Source organism: Paenibacillus larvae subsp. larvae (genome assembly GCF_002003265.1).
Lineage (GTDB): Bacteria > Bacillota > Bacilli > Paenibacillales > NBRC-103111 > Paenibacillus_H > Paenibacillus_H larvae.
Window position 1 is genome coordinate 4,103,421 of sequence record NZ_CP019687.1, and the last position, 15,811, is coordinate 4,119,231.

Here is a 15,811-nt window from a genome sequence, read left to right on the forward strand (position 1 = left end):
CATGAACTCAGGTTATCTCGCAGGATTGCTTTATGTAATCACGCTTATTTTATATGCGAGCGGATGGAAAGAAACCCTGTATGGAAGCAGCTCACAGAAGAGCCTGCTTCTTTTTTTATGGGGTTATGGCCTCTTGGGTTGGTTTACATGGGAAGGTCAATATATAGGATTGTCCGGAGGCTTTGTTATCATCGCTGTTTGGGGAATTGGAAGTATCTTGAACATTCATATTGAGATGAACCGGATTCATGTCCTGGTTGTGAGCGGACTGCTCACGGTGATTGGTTATTTATATGAAGGGATTATTACAAAGGATCCTTTTTTTATTATCTGGAATGAATATATAGACACTGCGGTACTTCTTGGATTACTGACATCGGCAGCTTTATACAACCCTATTGCTCAGATTGGCTGCTTAACCCTGATATTGATAATACTTGATTTATGGAAATTTCGGGAACGGATTCCGCTTAATGGGGAGATCATTGGAGGAGGCACTTTTCGGGATATGTGGTGGGCAGCGGTTGTAACAGTACGCGTCACCAGTATTCTAATCCAAAAAGCGGTGGAAGAAAGCCGGGAAAAAGTAGCAGGGTGGATGGAAAAGAAACGGGGGGCCAAATAGTGTTTAGCTGGTTGATTAATCAATCTTATATAGTTGGCATTATTATTGGGGTGCTGTTCGGGGTTACGGCAAGAATTCAGCTGCTGAGGACCGATTACCGCCAGTACCCGACTTATCCCCACGGCAAGGTTATTCATATGGCACTTGGTGTAATTGCTGCAGGGTTAGGGGCAGTGGCCGTTCCTGCTCTGCTGAATAAGGATTATACAGCCGTCACATTTTTGACGGTCGCAGCCCAGCAATTCCGGGATGTCAGGAATATGGAGCGGCAGAGCCTTATGCAGATTGACAGCATGGAACTGGTCCCCAGGGGGGCAGCTTATATTGAAGGGATTGCCATGGTGTTTGAAGGACGCAATTATCTTGTGATCTTTACAGCATTTATGGCTTCCCTGTTCAGCATTATGTTTCATTGGTACTGGGGAATAGCTGTAGGGATCGCTGCTCTTGCGGCGGCCAACCTGTTGAAATCAGGTAAAAGTTTAGCCCATATTGCTGACGTGGTTCCGGTTGAAGTCAGACTCGAGGGCCCGGATTTGTATGTGGATTCCATTTATATTATGAACGTCGGCCTTGACTCTTCAAGGGAGATTATCAAGAAAAAGAGCATTGGCCTGCTGATCAAGCCTAAGAATAAAAACAGCCGGGTCACTATTGCCAACATTGGGCAGCGGCAGGCTATTTTACATGATGCCTCTACCATTTTGGGGGTTTACCGGGATACCGGCGAGCCGGCACTGATTCCCATGGCCAAGCTGGATTTAGAAACAGGTATATTGGGAGTTCTTCTTCTTCCCCAGGATAAAGATGAAGAGAAGGCGGCGGAAGCGGTCAGGCAGGTCCCTATCCTGGAAAGTGCAGTACGTCTTCCATCCGAATCATCGGCTCAGCATAAATCAGGAGGTCGTTCAGAATGACGAAAATTTTGGCAGTAGTGACACTGCATAAGGATACCGTATCAGGAGGGGGAGCACCCCGTTTTGTCGTTCAGCATATAGAGGAACTTCAACAGACTGCATTTACACTTGAAAAAATCCTTGATGCCAATGCGCATGATCTGAAGAACGGGACGATAATCCTGGTCAGGCATTAGGGAATGGAAGCAAAACATTAGCCAAGGCCCCTCTTTTTTGCTATGATGTAGAATGTATTCGAACCGAAGATATGTAGCTTGTACGACTGTGAGGAGTGAAAGAAATGGGCAGACCCATTATAGCAATTGTGGGCCGACCTAACGTTGGGAAATCCACGATTTTTAATAAAATCATCGGTGACCGGTTAGCTATTGTGGAAGACCGGCCGGGCGTTACGAGGGACCGTCTATACGGAATAGGAGAATGGATGAACCGTGAATTCAGTATTATCGATACCGGTGGTATTGAAATTGACGGGGAAGACCATATTATGAAATCTGTCAAGGTTCAGGCCGAACTGGCTATTGAAGAATCAGACGTCATTATATTTATGGTGGATGCGAAATCCGGCCTGACCCCGTCTGACGAAGAGGTGGCCGAACTCTTGTACCGTTCCCGAAAACCGGTTGTTCTGGCCGTCAATAAAGTCGATAATCTTAAACGGCAGGACGAGATTTACGAGTTTTACGGTCTTGGTTTTGGCGATCCAATCCCGATCTCCGGCGCACACGGTCTAGGGATTGGTGACTTGCTCGAAGCGGCTTCCCGCCATTTTCCGGAAGAAGAGGACGGAGAATACGGTGAAGAAGTTATCCGTGTAGCTCTTATCGGCCGCCCGAATGTAGGGAAATCTTCTCTTGTTAATGCGATATTGGGAGAAGAAAGAGTCATTGTCAGTGACCAGGCGGGAACAACGCGTGATGCGATTGATACTCCGTTTGAAAAAGATGGCCAGAAGTATGTCATCATTGACACGGCTGGCATGAGAAAACGCGGGAAAGTATATGAGAATACAGAGAAATACAGTGTCATGCGCGCCTTAAAAGCGATCGAACGGGCAGATGTGGTATTGGTTGTTCTAAATGGGGAAGAAGGTATTATTGAACAGGATAAACATATTGCCGGATACGCACATGAAGCAGGCAAAGCAGCTTTATTTGTAGTTAACAAATGGGATGTTGTTGAAAAGGATGACAAAACGATGCAGCGGTTTACCCAGAATATCCGTGACCACTTCCTGTTTATGACCTACGCACCGGTTACTTTTGTTTCAGCCAAAACACATCAGAGACTGCACCGTTTGCTGCCTATTGTGGACCGGGTTGCCGAAAAGCATGCTATGAGAGTACAAACCCATGTACTCAATGACGTAGTATCGGATGCGGTGATTTTCAATCCGCCGCCAACTGATAAAGGGAGAAGACTTCGCATTAATTATGCTACCCAAGTCTCGGTTAAGCCTCCATGCTTTGTGTTCTTTGTCAATGATCCTGACTTGATGCATTTTTCCTATGAACGGTACCTTGAGAATAAAATCCGGGCCGCTTTCGATTTTGAAGGAACTCCAGTCCGGTTATTTACTCGCAGAAAATCTGATCAGGAATAGGGGAGAGGTTTATTGCTTGCAGCGGCAGCGATAATTATTAGTTATTTTATTGGCTCAATCAGTTTCAGCTTTTTGATCGGCAAATGGGTAAGGGGCATCGACATCCGCAAGCACGGAAGCGGAAATGCGGGGGCTACAAATACTTTACGGGTACTTGGGAAAAAACCTGCTATTGCTGTTCTTGCCCTGGATGTACTGAAGGCCATTTTTGCGGTTTTGATCGGTAAGTGGCTAAATACGTACGATCATGAGTGGGTACCAGTATGGTGTGGACTAGCCGCCATTATTGGCCATAACTGGCCTATTTATTTTGGTTTCCGGGGTGGCAAAGGAATCGCAACTACAATTGGTGTTACGGCAACTCTTTGTTTCTTTCCGGCTCTTTATGCCGGCATAATAGCCATAGCTTCCATCTTTTTTACCCGGTATGTTTCGCTCGGTTCCCTATTGTTTACAACACTTCTTCCATTATTTGTTTGGGGAATGGGGCGGCCGCCGGAGATTGTTTGGGCCAGTCTGATTGTTTGCGTTTTTGCCTTTGTGCGCCACCGTACAAACATAGTGAAGCTGATTCAAGGCAGGGAAAATAAAATTGGCTCCAAATAACCTTGTACTTGTTTTATCATCAGCCGTCACAGTAAGGGGGACTAACTTTGAGTAAAAAAGTATCAGTGATTGTGGCAGGAAGCTGGGGAACATCCCTTGCTTCCGTACTTGCCGATAATGGGCACGATGTCATGATTTGGTCGCGCAATGAGCAGCAGGTTAAAGAAATAAATACCAAACATACGAATGAGCGGTTCTTAAAAGGAGTTACGCTTTCTTCCCGGATTATTGCCACAACTTCTTTACAGGAAGCTGTCACTGGTTCCGAAGCCGTCGTACTGGTTGTCCCTTCCTCCGGGATGAGGGAAGTGACGGCCCGGATTAGGCCGTACATTAAGCCCGAAACACTTATCATCCATGCGACAAAAGGATTTGAAACCGATACTTTACATAGAATGACCACGGTTATTACGGAAGAGCTTCCTCAGATGGAGCCTGAACGCATCGTAGTCCTGTCTGGGCCGAGTCATGCGGAAGAGGTTATTCACAAATGTCCAACAACTGTAGTAGTGGCTTCAGGCAATCTTCAGGCAGCTGATGCCGCACAGGATTTGTTTATTAATGATGCTTACTTCCGTGTGTATACAAACCCTGATGTCGTCGGGGTTGAGGTGAGCGGAGCTTTGAAAAACATCATCGCATTAGGGGCAGGACTTTCCGATGGTCTCCGCTTTGGGGATAATGCTAAAGCCGCCCTGCTTACACGCGGTCTGGCTGAAATCGCCAGGTTAGGGGTAACCATGGGGGCAATCCCATGACCTTTGCCGGCCTTGCAGGAATCGGGGACCTGGTTGTGACTTGCACCAGCCAACATAGCAGAAATTGGAGGGCGGGGTACTTATTGGCTCAAGGCAAACCCCTTGATAAGGTCTTAGAAGAGATGAGCATGGTTGTTGAAGGAGTGAAAACAACCAAAGCGGCTCATGCCCTGGCAGCCAAATACGGGGTAACGATGCCGATAACCGCTGAACTCCACCGCGTTCTCTTTGAGGATAAGGATGCAGAAGAGGCAGTAAGAGATCTCATGGGCCGTGTAAGGACACATGAGCTGGAGGAGATTGCGAGCCCGGATACCCGCAAATGGATGAGTTAGCCTACACCCTTTAAAGCCTGCCTTCATACATTACTTTAGAAGCTAGTGCAACATGCACTTTCTAGGTAAGGAGGGGCAGAATGGCAGGTAAAGATATGTCCAAAGATGTGTTGAATGTCGTAAAGAAAAAGACTGGGAAATCCGTAAGCTCCCAAGATATCAATAGGCTGGCGAGCGGAGTTAAGTCTTCTACAATGAAGGATGAAGCGCAACTCAGAGAGCTGATCAGGCAAGTCTCAGCATTAGTTCATGTAGAAGTGTCCGAGAAGACGACAAATGAAATCATATCGGCAATAAAAAACAGCAAGCTGGATGAGAACAACATTCAGAGCCTGATGAGCATGATGATGGGGAAACAGTAATATAAACCGGAATTAACGATAGGATGATAAAAAAGCAGGCGTGGACCAAAATGGGTCTGTGCCTGATTTTTCTATTCTTGCATCAATTCACAAAGCAATCGCCTAATGCTATAATCAAGTGAGATTGTCAAACTTTGTCTGTTTCCTGCGGGGGGACACCAGTTTGAGAAGGAGGAGCGGCATCACCATATGGTTACACTAAAGACACGCGCCATGCAAAAAGATATTGAACCGGTTCCTGGGGAGACTTTGCTGCAGCTGGCTATCCGGAATAAAATGGATTGGGGTCATAATTGCAAAAGGGGTACCTGCGCCCGCTGCCGGTGTTTTATTCAGGAAGGGGCGGCACTTCTTGAGGATTCCACGGAAGCAGAGGAATTAAGACTGGAACCTGAGGAAATTGAACAAGCATACCGTCTGGCTTGTCAAGCTGTTATAAAGGATGAAGGACGCCTGATTGCCGTACATAAGCCTTATTTCTTTTTTTAGCGTTTTAAGCTGCATACATCCAGAGGGCAAGGAAAGGTGATGGAGGAAAAGTGACAGATTCAACCTCTATACTTCCGGTTGTTTCCCGCCTGTCTCAAGATTTGAGCCGCACAGAGGCTAAGTGGCTGCTCGGAGGAAGCTGCGCTCTCCTTCTTCAGCGCGTAGAGATTGGCAGAGAACCGAGAGATATTGATATTTATATAGACGAGCAGGATGCGCTTCTGGTTTATGAGGCTCTTCGGCACATAGCGGTAGATAAACCTGTTTTCAGTACAACGCCGATATACCGATCAGAACTAAGTCATTACTCGATTGAAAACATGCAAGCGGAAGTGGTCGCTGGTTTTGAAGTGCAAGCGGAAGGGTCTATATATAAAGTAGAATCACGGTTCTTATATGATCATATTGCCCAATCCGTGGCTGTAGGGGGGGCGGAAGTACGTATGATGCCTCTGGCTCATGAATTTTTATTTAATATTCTGAGGAACCGTCCAGACCGGTATCAGCCTATAGCCGAACAGATCAATAGGCACCCCGGGGATCATATTCCGGCATTCAGGTCCTTAATCAGCAGAAACCATTGGGACCCCGGCCATCTGAAGAAAGTGGAATCCCTGCTCCGCCTTCCTGTACATCCATGAATGAAGTAAAGGTAGGAGTTTAAATGAAACTGTATACGATCCGATTCGAACCACAGGGAAAGGTAGTGGAAGTACGCCCGGGTACTTCTGTGCTTGATGCTGCCCGCAAAGCGGGAGTAGTTATCCGCACCCGCTGCGGAGGAAAGGCCGGCTGTCTGATGTGCAAGATACAGGTTACAAAACCAAGCGGACTAAGTAAGGCGAATGATCCGGAAAAAAGGAAATTGGGAAGTTTAGCGGACAAAGGAACGCGTTTATCTTGCCAGGCCAAAATAATAGGAAACACTGAGGTAATTATTCCGGAAGATCCCCTAAAGGCCGCAGTTCGGGCACAACTCGAAAAACAACGTAAGGAACAGGAAGAAGATCTATGGTAAGAGTCAGGAATGGCCAAAGAAACAGGCGGAAGACAACAGCCGGGAACTTCTTAAGAAGATGGGGAGTGTTTGTTTCGCTTAGCTGCATCCTGCTTTTGAACGGGTGTCTGTACCCTGATGAAATGCGTAAGCAAAATAACGTGAATTTGCAGGAATACCTCCCTGTCGTCCAGCAGGCTGTGGATGTCTATCGGGAAAAAACGGGTGTGCTTCCTATCAAAAATAGCGAGATAGAGACACCTTTATATGAGAAGTATGTAATTGATTTTCAAAAATTGAAGGAACGCGGACTTATGTCCACTCTTCCACCCAATGCGTTTGAAAGCGGCGGTACCTATATCTACGTGTTAATCCATGTAGAAGAGAAGCCTGAAGTCCGTCTGATGGATCTCAAAGGATACCAAACCGTACAAGAGTTACAGGCTAAGGTGGAGGGATATAAAACAAAGAATGGAAAATTGCCCAAGGGTGAACCTGTAAGCAACGGGTTCCATTACTTGGATTTTATACAGTTGGGAATGAAAGATCCACAGCTTAAAAGCCTGTTTAACCGGAATCAAACCGTAAGTTTTGTACTCCATGATTCAGGAAAAGTCGGTATCGATATCGCTCCTGATTTGGCAAAAGAAATTGAAAAGCAGCAGCTTGCATCTAAGCTGGAAGCGAAACAAGATTTACGGGAGATATTGATTCAGTCTACACCTTTTGTTCCGGTTCCGTCGTTTTCCTACCATTGGGAGAAGGGACAGCCTGTGCCTGTTCTGGAACCGGTTCAAGAAACGCCATAAAAGGGGGCAAAAGATATTGCTTCCGGTCTGAATGAAAGGTGTCCGCTCTCCAGCCAAAACCTTTTATCTGCAGCGGTAAATTCAAAGACATTTTCGTCCGGTTTTTGTATTTTTGTTTATCAATAACTTTGCTTAAATCCAGCCTTTTTTCCTTCGGGATGAAAGGTTTTTTTAATATTGATGTCCGGCATAGGCATATTATCCTTGTAAAGCCCATATAGTTTTATGAGGGCAGCACAGCCCCACGTTTTGAAAAATTAGAATTGGCCTAAAGGCATTTTATCCGGATGCTACGGAGAAAACAATAAGTTTGATCTCTATTTTATAACTCCGATTTCCATTCAAACGGTGCAAGACATAGACACACCTGATGGTATAAGAATTATCAGCAGTTTTATGAATTGGATGTATCAAAGCATATTTCTAGCAACCGTACATATATTTTTACTAGTCCAAATGAATGTACGAGGGTTGCCCGCATACGGATCATAAGGAAAGCCTGATTGAATCGTATTGTGGCTCTTGCTTCATTTAACAACCTGTAGGAGGGGATCTCATTGGAGAAAGTGGATATCTTTAAGGACATTGCAGAGCGAACTGGCGGGGATATATACCTGGGGGTCGTTGGAGCGGTTCGTACGGGGAAATCGACTTTTATCAAACGCTTTATGGAATCGGTTGTACTGCCGAACATACAAAGCGAATCTGACCGTATCCGGGCAACGGATGAACTGCCGCAAAGTGCAGCAGGCCGGACCATCATGACGACGGAACCCAAGTTTGTACCGAATAATGCTGTGCAAATATCGGTCGCTGAAGGGCTGAATGTTAATGTGCGTTTGGTTGATTGTGTAGGTTATGCGGTAGAGGGGGCCAAAGGTTACGAGGATGAGAATGGGCCCAGAATGATCTCAACACCATGGTTTGATGAACCGATTCCTTTTCAGGAAGCTGCCGAGATCGGAACACGCAAAGTCATTCAGGAGCATTCTACTCTTGGAGTCGTAATCACGACAGATGGAACTATTTCCGACATCCCACGCTCTTCTTATGTGCTTGCCGAGGAACGGGTGATTGCAGAACTCAAGGAAGTTGGTAAGCCGTTCATTGTCATTGTCAATTCGCAAAAACCGAATAGTGAACCTGCACAAGAGCTTAGAAGTGAACTTCAAGAAAAATACGACATACCGGTAGTTACTATGAGTGTAGCCAACATGGGGGAAGATGAAATGACCTCCGTGCTGCGCGAAGTTCTTTACGAATTCCCGGTTCACGAAGTTAATGTCAACCTGCCGAGCTGGGTAATGGTCCTGCAGGAAAAACACTGGCTTCGCTCTCACTTCGAGGATTCGGTAAGGGATACCGTTCAGGACATTCGCCGTCTTCGCGATGTAGACCGGGTTGTCGGGCAATTTTCTGAGTATGAATTTATTGAAAGAGCCGCTCTCGCCGGAATGGATATGGGACAGGGGGTTGCTGAAATTGACCTTTATGCCCCCGATGAACTGTACGATAAGATCCTGATGGAAGTGGTAGGAGTGGAAATCAGGGGGAAAGACCATCTGCTCCAGCTGATGCAGGAGTTCACCCATGCCAAGCGGGAATATGATCAATTTGCGGAAGCGCTGGAAATGGTGAAAACAACCGGTTACGGTATTGCGCCTCCAACACTTGCCGAAATGGCTCTGGATGAACCGGAACTTATCAGACAGGGATCGCGTTTCGGGGTCCGTCTCAAAGCTACAGCACCTTCCATTCATATGATCCGTGTCGATGTGGAATCGGAATTCTCGCCGATTATTGGAACAGAGAAGCAAAGTGAAGAGCTGGTCCGTTACCTTATGCAAGATTTTGAGGAGAATCCGCTTAAGATCTGGGATTCCGATATTTTTGGGCGCTCCCTGCATTCCATAGTCAGGGAAGGCATTCAAGGTAAACTTGCCATGATGCCGGACAATGCAAGATACAAACTTCAGGAGACTTTGGGGCGTATTATCAATGAAGGCTCCGGAGGGCTTATTGCGATCATATTATAACAGGTAATTGCGTTTTGGATGAATGAGCCTATGAAAACACCCGGCCCGGGTGTTTTTTGTTTGAATATCCTTGATAAGAAAGTGAAATTGTCATATTTCAGACGAAAATTGTTAAAAATCATGGGGCAGGACTTGAAATTAAAGCTTTCGTATATTACTATAAATCTGTTCATGAAGACTCAGGGCCAGAAGGGACATACGTTTTTCCGTAGTTTAGGTATAAATTCACTTAAATCGGTGAAGAAAGAAAATAAGAGATAAGTAGAATTTTTGGGGGGAGGTGAAATAGCATGAATAAATCTGATTTGATTGCTAAGGTAGCAGAAGCCTCCGAGCTTTCCAAGAAAGACGCTACAAAAGCAGTGGATGCTGTTTTTGAGGCGATTGCTGAAGCTTTAAAAGAAGGTGACAAGGTTCAACTTGTCGGTTTTGGTAACTTCGAAGTCCGTGAACGTTCCGCACGCAAAGGACGTAACCCGCAAACCGGTGAAGAAATCGAAATCGCTGCAAGCAAAGTTCCGGCTTTCAAACCTGGTAAAGCTTTGAAAGAAGGCATTCAATAATTGCTAGTCTTACATAGCAAGCAGAAATGTTTCCGTCCTTCGCAAGGACGGAAACCGAAGACCGTTTCCTTTTTTCAAGGCACGGTCTTTTCTGTTATTTGCAGGTTTATTTGAAAATATTGCCCTTCTAAGAGTTGACAGATACACACATTGTTCATTATAATGGCTATGGAAAGTCGGGGTATGGCGCAGTCTGGTAGCGCGCACCCTTGGGGTGGGTGAGGTCGCAGGTTCAAATCCTGTTACTCCGACCATTTATCATTTTACCGTCGTGGCGGCGTTTTTGGCACTTGGCCGTAATAACGAAGATTGTGGCTGTAGCAAACCCGAAGCCAGATCGGTAACTCAGGTCCTTAGACCGCATCGTAATCCTGTGGTCAGGACGGTACAGGAATACATAAAAAGGTTAACGCCTCTTGTTTGATTACTAATCGAATAAGAGGCTTTTTGTATATTTGCTTCTAACGTTGGCATCATAACTGAAAAGGAGTGTGCTTATATGCATAAGGAAAAAAAGAACAAGAAGAAAGAGCCGACTATAGCACCGGGCATGAATACTCATGATCCACTGGAAAAGAAGGCTTCTGAAGAAGACATTAAAACCGGAAACTATACTGAGGTTACCCGCCTTTACCTGGACCGGAATCCGGAAGATTAACGCACAAAATGTCTTTATCCGGTTGACATTCTCTGGCTTTTTTAGCATCATAAAGAGAGGTTAACAATATGGCAATTTACATTGCTTGTGGGGGAAAATGATGGAAAATAGTCAAGGTGAATATTTTATTATAAAAGCTAAAGAAAACGGAGTTCACGTAATCGGCCTAACGAGAGGTCAGGACACCAGATTTCATCATACGGAAAAACTGGACAAGGGAGAAGTAATGATTGCCCAGTTTACCGAGCATACATCGGCGGTAAAAGTACGCGGGAAAGCAACCATTATGACGAAATTCGGAAATGTCGAAACGGAGTAAGTACCTAAATTGCAGGCATAGCCTGCTTTTTTTCATTGTACAATGAGTAGAGAGCCTTTTTAAGATACGTAAGACAGCCACTTAATAAATTTACCGAAGGCTCAGCCAATCTGCCAAGGAGTCAGAGTACGATGAAAATGCGGAGATGGTTCATATATTCCTGTTTGATAGCGGGTATGGGATGCATGATGCTATACATCATACCGTGGCTGGATGCCAATGTTTCGGAACGTATGGAAAGCCGCTGGTCCCAGGGCCGTACCCTGCAAATGACCGAACAGAATCTGCCGGATTTTATTGTCCGTCTGCCTGTTCAACTGAGGATCAGAAAAGTGGAGCTCACGCACTCCATTCTGTCTTTGGATCTACATATGCCTAAATATGCAGATGAACTAACTGTTTATCAGGACTTACATACTATCGCCAAATACGCGGCCGGACATACCGATAATATCAACCGGGTGCTTGTGCGGGTTTTGGATTACTCCCCAGAAAATAATCAACAAGCGAACGCCCAACTGCTGATTGCTATGGATGCTACAAGAGAGAATGCCAATTCCCTGCCTGTTGAACTACCGGTTCCACAGAGTGCCGAAACAGCCCGGGAATCCTTGCAGAGCAAGGTATCTCTAATCTTCACAGATACTTGGATCAAGAGATATCTAAACCTATAAGTGTTTGTACTTCTTTAAACAGGATGTGCTATAATTAACTAGATAAAAAGGGAACATGAATTTTTGGCACAGTTACGGAGGCAATGTATGAATTCTTATCGAATCCCAGAGATTGCGAAAAAATATACGGAATATGATATGATTCAAAAGCATACTAACCTGCCGGAATTTCCCGAATTCCGTACGCGGTTGCTCTATGCTTTTTTGAATGGGGATTCCAATCTTACCAGCTCAGGAGAGCTGTTTACTTTAGTGACTTCACTCGTTCAGATCGGTCTGGATACGCATGATCTGGTGTCCGTAACCAATGAAAAAAAAGAAAAAAAGGCTTCACGCTCCAGGCAATTGAAAGTGCTGGCCGGGGATTATTTCAGTTCACATTTTTATAACCTGCTCTCAGAAGCGGGACAGATTGAACTGATCAAGCGCATATCCCAGTCTATTTGTGAAGTCAACCGGCTGAAAGTACTCTTTTATCAGAAAGTGAAGCAGTTCAAACTGACGGCGGAAGATTACATCTCTGAGACTGTGCGGATCAAAACGGTATTATTCCAATCTTTCGCAACTTTGATGGAGGAAATGCATCATCGGGTATGGCCGGATATTTTGGAGGGATTTACACGATGTGAAGTTTTGTTTAAGGAAATTTTCAGAGCGGATCATGTAGATGAATTTGCGGGAAGCTGGGCGTATTGGCATATTATTCAGAACGGTTCCAAGGATGAGCGGAAACAACTGCAAACCGAAGAGAAAGACCCTGTCAAAATCAGATCGCTCATACACAAATACGGTGTCCCCTCACAATTATATGAACAATTTGTGGTTCAGTGGAAACAGCTGTACGCCAAAATGAAAACGCTGGATTCCGAAAAACTGGCCAGCGAATTATTTCATATAAGCGAACCCTTTCATAGATTTTTGTCTAAACCGAAAATTTTGGAAGAAATGTAAGGAGATTCGGCATGGAGACCAAAAAAGAAAAGTTTGTGCACTCCGTTTTTGAAAGGATTGCCCCGAAGTATGATTTTATGAATGATTTGCTCAGCTTCCGCAGGCACAAAGCCTGGCGGAAGTTTACCATGAAAAAAATGAATGTGAAGCCCGGGGAGACGGCCGTTGATCTGTGCTGCGGCACAGGTGATTGGACGATCAGCCTGGCAAAGGCCAGCGGTACCGGACGCATTGTGGGCCTGGATTTTAGCGATAACATGTTGCGGTACGGGGCCCACAAAGTCAGTGAAGCTGGGTTGGACAAGCAAATTGAATTAGTCCAGGGTAATGCCATGAGTCTGCCTTTTGAAGATAATTCTTTTGATTACGCGACGATTGGTTTTGGTTTGCGTAATGTTCCTGATTTGAAGCAGGTCATTCGGGAAATGCAAAGAGTGGTCAAGCCTGGCGGCCTGGTCGTTTCATTAGAACTATCCAAACCAACCTGGCAGCCTTTTAAAGCTATTTATTATTTTTATTTCCGCTATTTATTGCCTTTACTAGGTAAGCTTATAGCCAGAAGTTACGAACAGTATAAATGGCTGCCTGATTCGTTAATACAATTTCCGGACCATAAACAGCTCGCTGATATTTTCCGGGAGATTGGGCTAAAAAATGTGGAGGCTTATCCGTTAACGGGAGGCATTGCAGCCTTGCACATCGGAGTGAAGAGGGCCTAAAAAGAACTGAGCAATTGCATATCGGCGCACTGATCGAATTTATGCAAATGCTAAAATAGGAAAGAATGGGTGTACATGTGGAAAAAATTTATAACATTTCTTGAGATGATTAAGTTCGAACATACTTTATTCGCCCTTCCTTTTGCTTTTATGGGTACCTTGCTTGGAGCTATTGTAGAAACAGGCGCTTTACCAACCTGGTGGCAAATTTGGTGGATTACCGTAGCGATGGTAGGTGCCCGGACTGCTGCCATGTCTTTAAACCGTTTAATTGATAAGAACATTGATGCCAGAAACCCGCGTACGGCGGGCAGAGCCCTACCGGCTGGACTTATCAGTAATTTGGAAGTAATTATTTATATTGTCGCTTCTTTCGGGCTTTTATTCTGGGCGACGTATCATTTGAACGTACTTTCCATGAAACTGCTGCCGATTGCAGTCTTTTTTGTGGTTTTATACTCTTATACAAAGCGGTTTACATGGTTATGTCATTTTGTGCTCGGAATTACGCTGGGATTTGCCCCGTTGGGCGGATGGGTAGCAGTTACCGGGGAGATGTCTGCCGCTGCACTGATTTTGTTTATCACTGTTGTTTTCTGGAGTGCCGGGTTTGATATCGTATACGCTTGCCAGGATGAAGAATTTGATCGGAAGGAGGGGCTGCATTCCATACCTAGCCGGTTTGGGATTCCAAAATCATTATGGATCGCCCGGATACTCCATGTACTTACGGCAGTCGGGCTGGTCAGTCTCTTCTTTATAACGAATCTGAGCTGGGTATATCTCATTGGTATCCTGATCGCATATGTGATCTTGTTTTATGAGCATAAGCTGGTTTCGCCTGACGATTTGTCCAAGCTGAACCAGGCTTTTTTCACCATGAATGGAATATTAAGCACAGTGGTGTTTGTATTTACATGTATGGATCTTTTTGTGGCAGGTGGTTAGATGAGAGGTTGGGTTATTGGACTGACAGGAGCCAGTGGAGCTATTTATGGAGTAACCTTAATACAGGAACTTCTTTCCCGGGGATATTCCATTCATCTCATAATAACGGAAGCCGGATGGCGGGTACTTCACGAAGAACTTGACTGGCAGGTAAATAAACGGGAAGAAGTCCTGGAACAGCATTTTGGCGGTTTCCCGGGCACTTACACCTACCATTTCAATAAAGATATCGGGTCTAGTGTGGCGAGCGGATCGTTCCGGACGGACGGGATGGTGATCATTCCATGTTCAATGGGGACGTTGTCGGGGATTGCTCACGGAGCTTCTGACAACTTGCTTGAGCGTACGGCTGATGTGATGTTAAAGGAAGGACGTAAGCTTATCCTGGTACCCAGGGAAACTCCGCTTCACGCCATCCATCTGGAAAATATGCTGAAGCTATCTAAGATGGGAACAAGGATGATCCCGGCCATGCCGGCCTTTTATCATCGCCCTCAAACTTTGGAAGACATCGTCCGTTTTTTGGTAGGAAAAGTTCTTGATAACATGGGAATTGAGCACGAATTGTTTAAAAGATGGGGAGAATCAGATGAACACTAACATTGAACCGCTGCGTATCGGAAGAATTGATTACACCAATGTATGGCCGGTCTATCACTATTTTCCATCATCCTCTCTCAAAGATAAAGTCAGCATTATTCGTAAAGTTCCCGCTGAGCTTAATCAGGCCCTTAAGGAGGGGACTGTTGATGTGAGTACGGTATCATCATTTACATACGGAGAATCTTTCGAAGATTGCGTATTGCTGCCGGACCTGTCGGTAAGTGCTGACGGCGAGGTAAAGTCCATATTATTATTTCACAAAAAACCGCTTGAAGAGATACGGAATGGACGCATTGCATTGACACGCACATCAGCTACTTCCGTGAACTTGCTAAAGATCATTTTTGAGACTTTTCTTGGCGGTAACCCTCACTATTCTATAACGGACCCTTTTTTGGAAGAAATGATGCAGGATCATGATGCTGCCCTTTTGATCGGGGACTCCGCTATAAGAGCGAGCTGGGAGCAGCACGGGTATACCGTAACAGACCTTGGGCAAGAATGGAAAAAACGGACGGGGCATGGTATGACTTTCGCTGTCTGGGCAGTCCGCAAAGATGCTGTAACCCGGTACCCCGAACTTATTCAAGAGGTATACCAGGCTTTTAAAAACAGCAGGAAGATGGCTTTGGAAGATCCGTTGTCCATGATTAGGGACGCCAAACAGTTGATCGGAGGAAGCGAGGAGTACTGGATGGGCTATTTCCAAAACCTTGTCTATGAATTTCAAGAGGAACAGTGGAAGGGGCTTGACTTGTATTATCGGCATGCCTGGGAACTGGGACTTCTTCCAAAACAAGTACATATGGAAATCTGGTCTCATAAATAAAAAGACGGCA

Annotated in this window: 20 protein-coding genes, 1 tRNA gene and 1 pseudogene; all 22 read left to right on the top strand. The window is 45.3% G+C overall.

Going from position 1 to position 15,811, the window contains the following annotated elements; translation table 11 throughout:
• Position 1: 1 nt before the first annotated feature.
• The 22 genes and pseudogenes from BXP28_RS21395 (at position 2) to BXP28_RS21505 (ending at position 15,801) form a co-directional block, all read left to right on the top strand.
• Complete coding sequence (locus tag BXP28_RS21395; protein WP_023482633.1) at positions 2 to 625, top strand: hypothetical protein; 624 nt, start codon at positions 2 to 4, stop codon at positions 623 to 625.
• Positions 625 to 1,542 (top strand): YIEGIA family protein, encoded by a 918-nt coding sequence (locus tag BXP28_RS21400; protein ID WP_036657887.1) that lies wholly within the window; start codon positions 625 to 627, stop codon positions 1,540 to 1,542. The genes BXP28_RS21395 and BXP28_RS21400 overlap by 1 nt, the downstream gene beginning before the upstream one ends.
• A complete protein-coding gene (locus BXP28_RS21405) occupies positions 1,539 to 1,718 on the top strand; it encodes a capping complex subunit for YIEGIA (RefSeq protein WP_024093741.1) in 180 nt (59 codons plus the stop codon). The genes BXP28_RS21400 and BXP28_RS21405 overlap by 4 nt, the downstream gene beginning before the upstream one ends.
• Before the next feature lie 104 nt (positions 1,719 to 1,822).
• Complete coding sequence (der, locus tag BXP28_RS21410; protein WP_036657889.1) at positions 1,823 to 3,145, top strand: ribosome biogenesis GTPase Der; 1,323 nt, start codon at positions 1,823 to 1,825, stop codon at positions 3,143 to 3,145.
• 12 nt (positions 3,146 to 3,157) lie between these two features.
• Positions 3,158 to 3,751: a glycerol-3-phosphate 1-O-acyltransferase PlsY gene (gene plsY, locus BXP28_RS21415; protein WP_023482636.1), complete on the top strand. Its 594-nt coding sequence runs from the start codon at positions 3,158 to 3,160 to the stop codon at positions 3,749 to 3,751.
• Positions 3,752 to 3,798: 47 nt separating this feature from the next.
• Positions 3,799 to 4,844 (top strand): annotated as a pseudogene (locus BXP28_RS21420) (NAD(P)H-dependent glycerol-3-phosphate dehydrogenase).
• Positions 4,845 to 4,924: 80 nt separating this feature from the next.
• Positions 4,925 to 5,206 carry a stage VI sporulation protein F gene (locus BXP28_RS21425; protein ID WP_024093744.1) on the top strand — a complete coding sequence of 94 codons (282 nt, stop codon included), beginning with the start codon at positions 4,925 to 4,927 and terminating at the stop codon, positions 5,204 to 5,206.
• Positions 5,207 to 5,395: 189 nt separating this feature from the next.
• Positions 5,396 to 5,695 (top strand): 2Fe-2S iron-sulfur cluster-binding protein, encoded by a 300-nt coding sequence (locus tag BXP28_RS21430; RefSeq protein WP_036657892.1) that lies wholly within the window; start codon positions 5,396 to 5,398, stop codon positions 5,693 to 5,695.
• A 50-nt stretch (positions 5,696 to 5,745) separates the two neighbouring features.
• The gene (locus BXP28_RS21435) at positions 5,746 to 6,336 is read left to right on the top strand and encodes a nucleotidyltransferase family protein (protein WP_023482638.1); all 591 of its coding nucleotides are present in this window, start codon (positions 5,746 to 5,748) and stop codon (positions 6,334 to 6,336) included.
• A 23-nt stretch (positions 6,337 to 6,359) separates the two neighbouring features.
• On the top strand, positions 6,360 to 6,713 hold the full coding sequence (locus tag BXP28_RS21440; protein WP_023482639.1) for a 2Fe-2S iron-sulfur cluster-binding protein: 354 nt from the start codon (positions 6,360 to 6,362) through the stop codon (positions 6,711 to 6,713).
• On the top strand, positions 6,707 to 7,501 hold the full coding sequence (locus tag BXP28_RS21445; protein ID WP_235430626.1) for a YphF family lipoprotein: 795 nt from the start codon (positions 6,707 to 6,709) through the stop codon (positions 7,499 to 7,501). Before BXP28_RS21440 ends, BXP28_RS21445 begins: the two co-directional genes overlap by 7 nt.
• A gap of 557 nt (positions 7,502 to 8,058) precedes the next feature.
• Positions 8,059 to 9,537, top strand: a complete 1,479-nt coding sequence (spoIVA, locus tag BXP28_RS21455) for a stage IV sporulation protein A (protein WP_023482641.1) — start codon at positions 8,059 to 8,061, stop codon at positions 9,535 to 9,537.
• A 290-nt stretch (positions 9,538 to 9,827) separates the two neighbouring features.
• On the top strand, positions 9,828 to 10,100 hold the full coding sequence (locus tag BXP28_RS21465; protein ID WP_023482642.1) for an HU family DNA-binding protein: 273 nt from the start codon (positions 9,828 to 9,830) through the stop codon (positions 10,098 to 10,100).
• A gap of 177 nt (positions 10,101 to 10,277) precedes the next feature.
• Positions 10,278 to 10,354: transfer RNA gene (locus BXP28_RS21470), tRNA-Pro, on the top strand.
• A 245-nt stretch (positions 10,355 to 10,599) separates the two neighbouring features.
• The gene (locus tag BXP28_RS23415) at positions 10,600 to 10,758 is read left to right on the top strand and encodes a hypothetical protein (protein ID WP_167552510.1); all 159 of its coding nucleotides are present in this window, start codon (positions 10,600 to 10,602) and stop codon (positions 10,756 to 10,758) included.
• Between the two features lie 100 nt (positions 10,759 to 10,858).
• Positions 10,859 to 11,077, top strand: coding sequence for a trp RNA-binding attenuation protein MtrB (gene mtrB / locus BXP28_RS21475; protein WP_036657895.1), 219 nt, complete (start codon positions 10,859 to 10,861; stop codon positions 11,075 to 11,077).
• Positions 11,078 to 11,262: 185 nt separating this feature from the next.
• Positions 11,263 to 11,751 carry a hypothetical protein gene (locus BXP28_RS21480; protein WP_024093753.1) on the top strand — a complete coding sequence of 163 codons (489 nt, stop codon included), beginning with the start codon at positions 11,263 to 11,265 and terminating at the stop codon, positions 11,749 to 11,751.
• A gap of 87 nt (positions 11,752 to 11,838) precedes the next feature.
• Positions 11,839 to 12,702 (top strand): heptaprenyl diphosphate synthase component 1, encoded by an 864-nt coding sequence (locus BXP28_RS21485; protein ID WP_023482645.1) that lies wholly within the window; start codon positions 11,839 to 11,841, stop codon positions 12,700 to 12,702.
• A gap of 11 nt (positions 12,703 to 12,713) precedes the next feature.
• On the top strand, positions 12,714 to 13,421 hold the full coding sequence (locus BXP28_RS21490) for a demethylmenaquinone methyltransferase (RefSeq protein ID WP_023482646.1): 708 nt from the start codon (positions 12,714 to 12,716) through the stop codon (positions 13,419 to 13,421).
• Between the two features lie 75 nt (positions 13,422 to 13,496).
• Positions 13,497 to 14,369 (top strand): UbiA-like polyprenyltransferase, encoded by an 873-nt coding sequence (locus tag BXP28_RS21495; protein ID WP_023482647.1) that lies wholly within the window; start codon positions 13,497 to 13,499, stop codon positions 14,367 to 14,369.
• The gene (locus BXP28_RS21500) at positions 14,370 to 14,969 is read left to right on the top strand and encodes a UbiX family flavin prenyltransferase (RefSeq protein ID WP_023482648.1); all 600 of its coding nucleotides are present in this window, start codon (positions 14,370 to 14,372) and stop codon (positions 14,967 to 14,969) included.
• Positions 14,959 to 15,801, top strand: coding sequence for a menaquinone biosynthesis protein (locus tag BXP28_RS21505; protein WP_023482649.1), 843 nt, complete (start codon positions 14,959 to 14,961; stop codon positions 15,799 to 15,801). Before BXP28_RS21500 ends, BXP28_RS21505 begins: the two co-directional genes overlap by 11 nt.
• Positions 15,802 to 15,811 lie beyond the last annotated feature (10 nt).

Coding starts and splice junctions, on each gene's coding strand:
- BXP28_RS21485 (WP_023482645.1), top strand. CDS start 11,839: ATGAATTCTTATCGAATCCCAGAGATTGCGAAAAAATATACGGAATAT.
- BXP28_RS21425 (WP_024093744.1), top strand. CDS start 4,925: ATGGCAGGTAAAGATATGTCCAAAGATGTGTTGAATGTCGTAAAGAAA.
- BXP28_RS21490 (WP_023482646.1), top strand. CDS start 12,714: ATGGAGACCAAAAAAGAAAAGTTTGTGCACTCCGTTTTTGAAAGGATT.
- mtrB (WP_036657895.1), top strand. CDS start 10,859: ATGGAAAATAGTCAAGGTGAATATTTTATTATAAAAGCTAAAGAAAAC.
- BXP28_RS21430 (WP_036657892.1), top strand. CDS start 5,396: ATGGTTACACTAAAGACACGCGCCATGCAAAAAGATATTGAACCGGTT.
- der (WP_036657889.1), top strand. CDS start 1,823: ATGGGCAGACCCATTATAGCAATTGTGGGCCGACCTAACGTTGGGAAA.
- BXP28_RS21465 (WP_023482642.1), top strand. CDS start 9,828: ATGAATAAATCTGATTTGATTGCTAAGGTAGCAGAAGCCTCCGAGCTT.
- BXP28_RS21505 (WP_023482649.1), top strand. CDS start 14,959: ATGAACACTAACATTGAACCGCTGCGTATCGGAAGAATTGATTACACC.
- BXP28_RS21445 (WP_235430626.1), top strand. CDS start 6,707: ATGGTAAGAGTCAGGAATGGCCAAAGAAACAGGCGGAAGACAACAGCC.
- BXP28_RS21405 (WP_024093741.1), top strand. CDS start 1,539: ATGACGAAAATTTTGGCAGTAGTGACACTGCATAAGGATACCGTATCA.
- BXP28_RS23415 (WP_167552510.1), top strand. CDS start 10,600: ATGCATAAGGAAAAAAAGAACAAGAAGAAAGAGCCGACTATAGCACCG.
- BXP28_RS21480 (WP_024093753.1), top strand. CDS start 11,263: ATGATGCTATACATCATACCGTGGCTGGATGCCAATGTTTCGGAACGT.
- BXP28_RS21440 (WP_023482639.1), top strand. CDS start 6,360: ATGAAACTGTATACGATCCGATTCGAACCACAGGGAAAGGTAGTGGAA.
- BXP28_RS21495 (WP_023482647.1), top strand. CDS start 13,497: ATGTGGAAAAAATTTATAACATTTCTTGAGATGATTAAGTTCGAACAT.
- BXP28_RS21395 (WP_023482633.1), top strand. CDS start 2: ATGAACTCAGGTTATCTCGCAGGATTGCTTTATGTAATCACGCTTATT.
- BXP28_RS21500 (WP_023482648.1), top strand. CDS start 14,370: ATGAGAGGTTGGGTTATTGGACTGACAGGAGCCAGTGGAGCTATTTAT.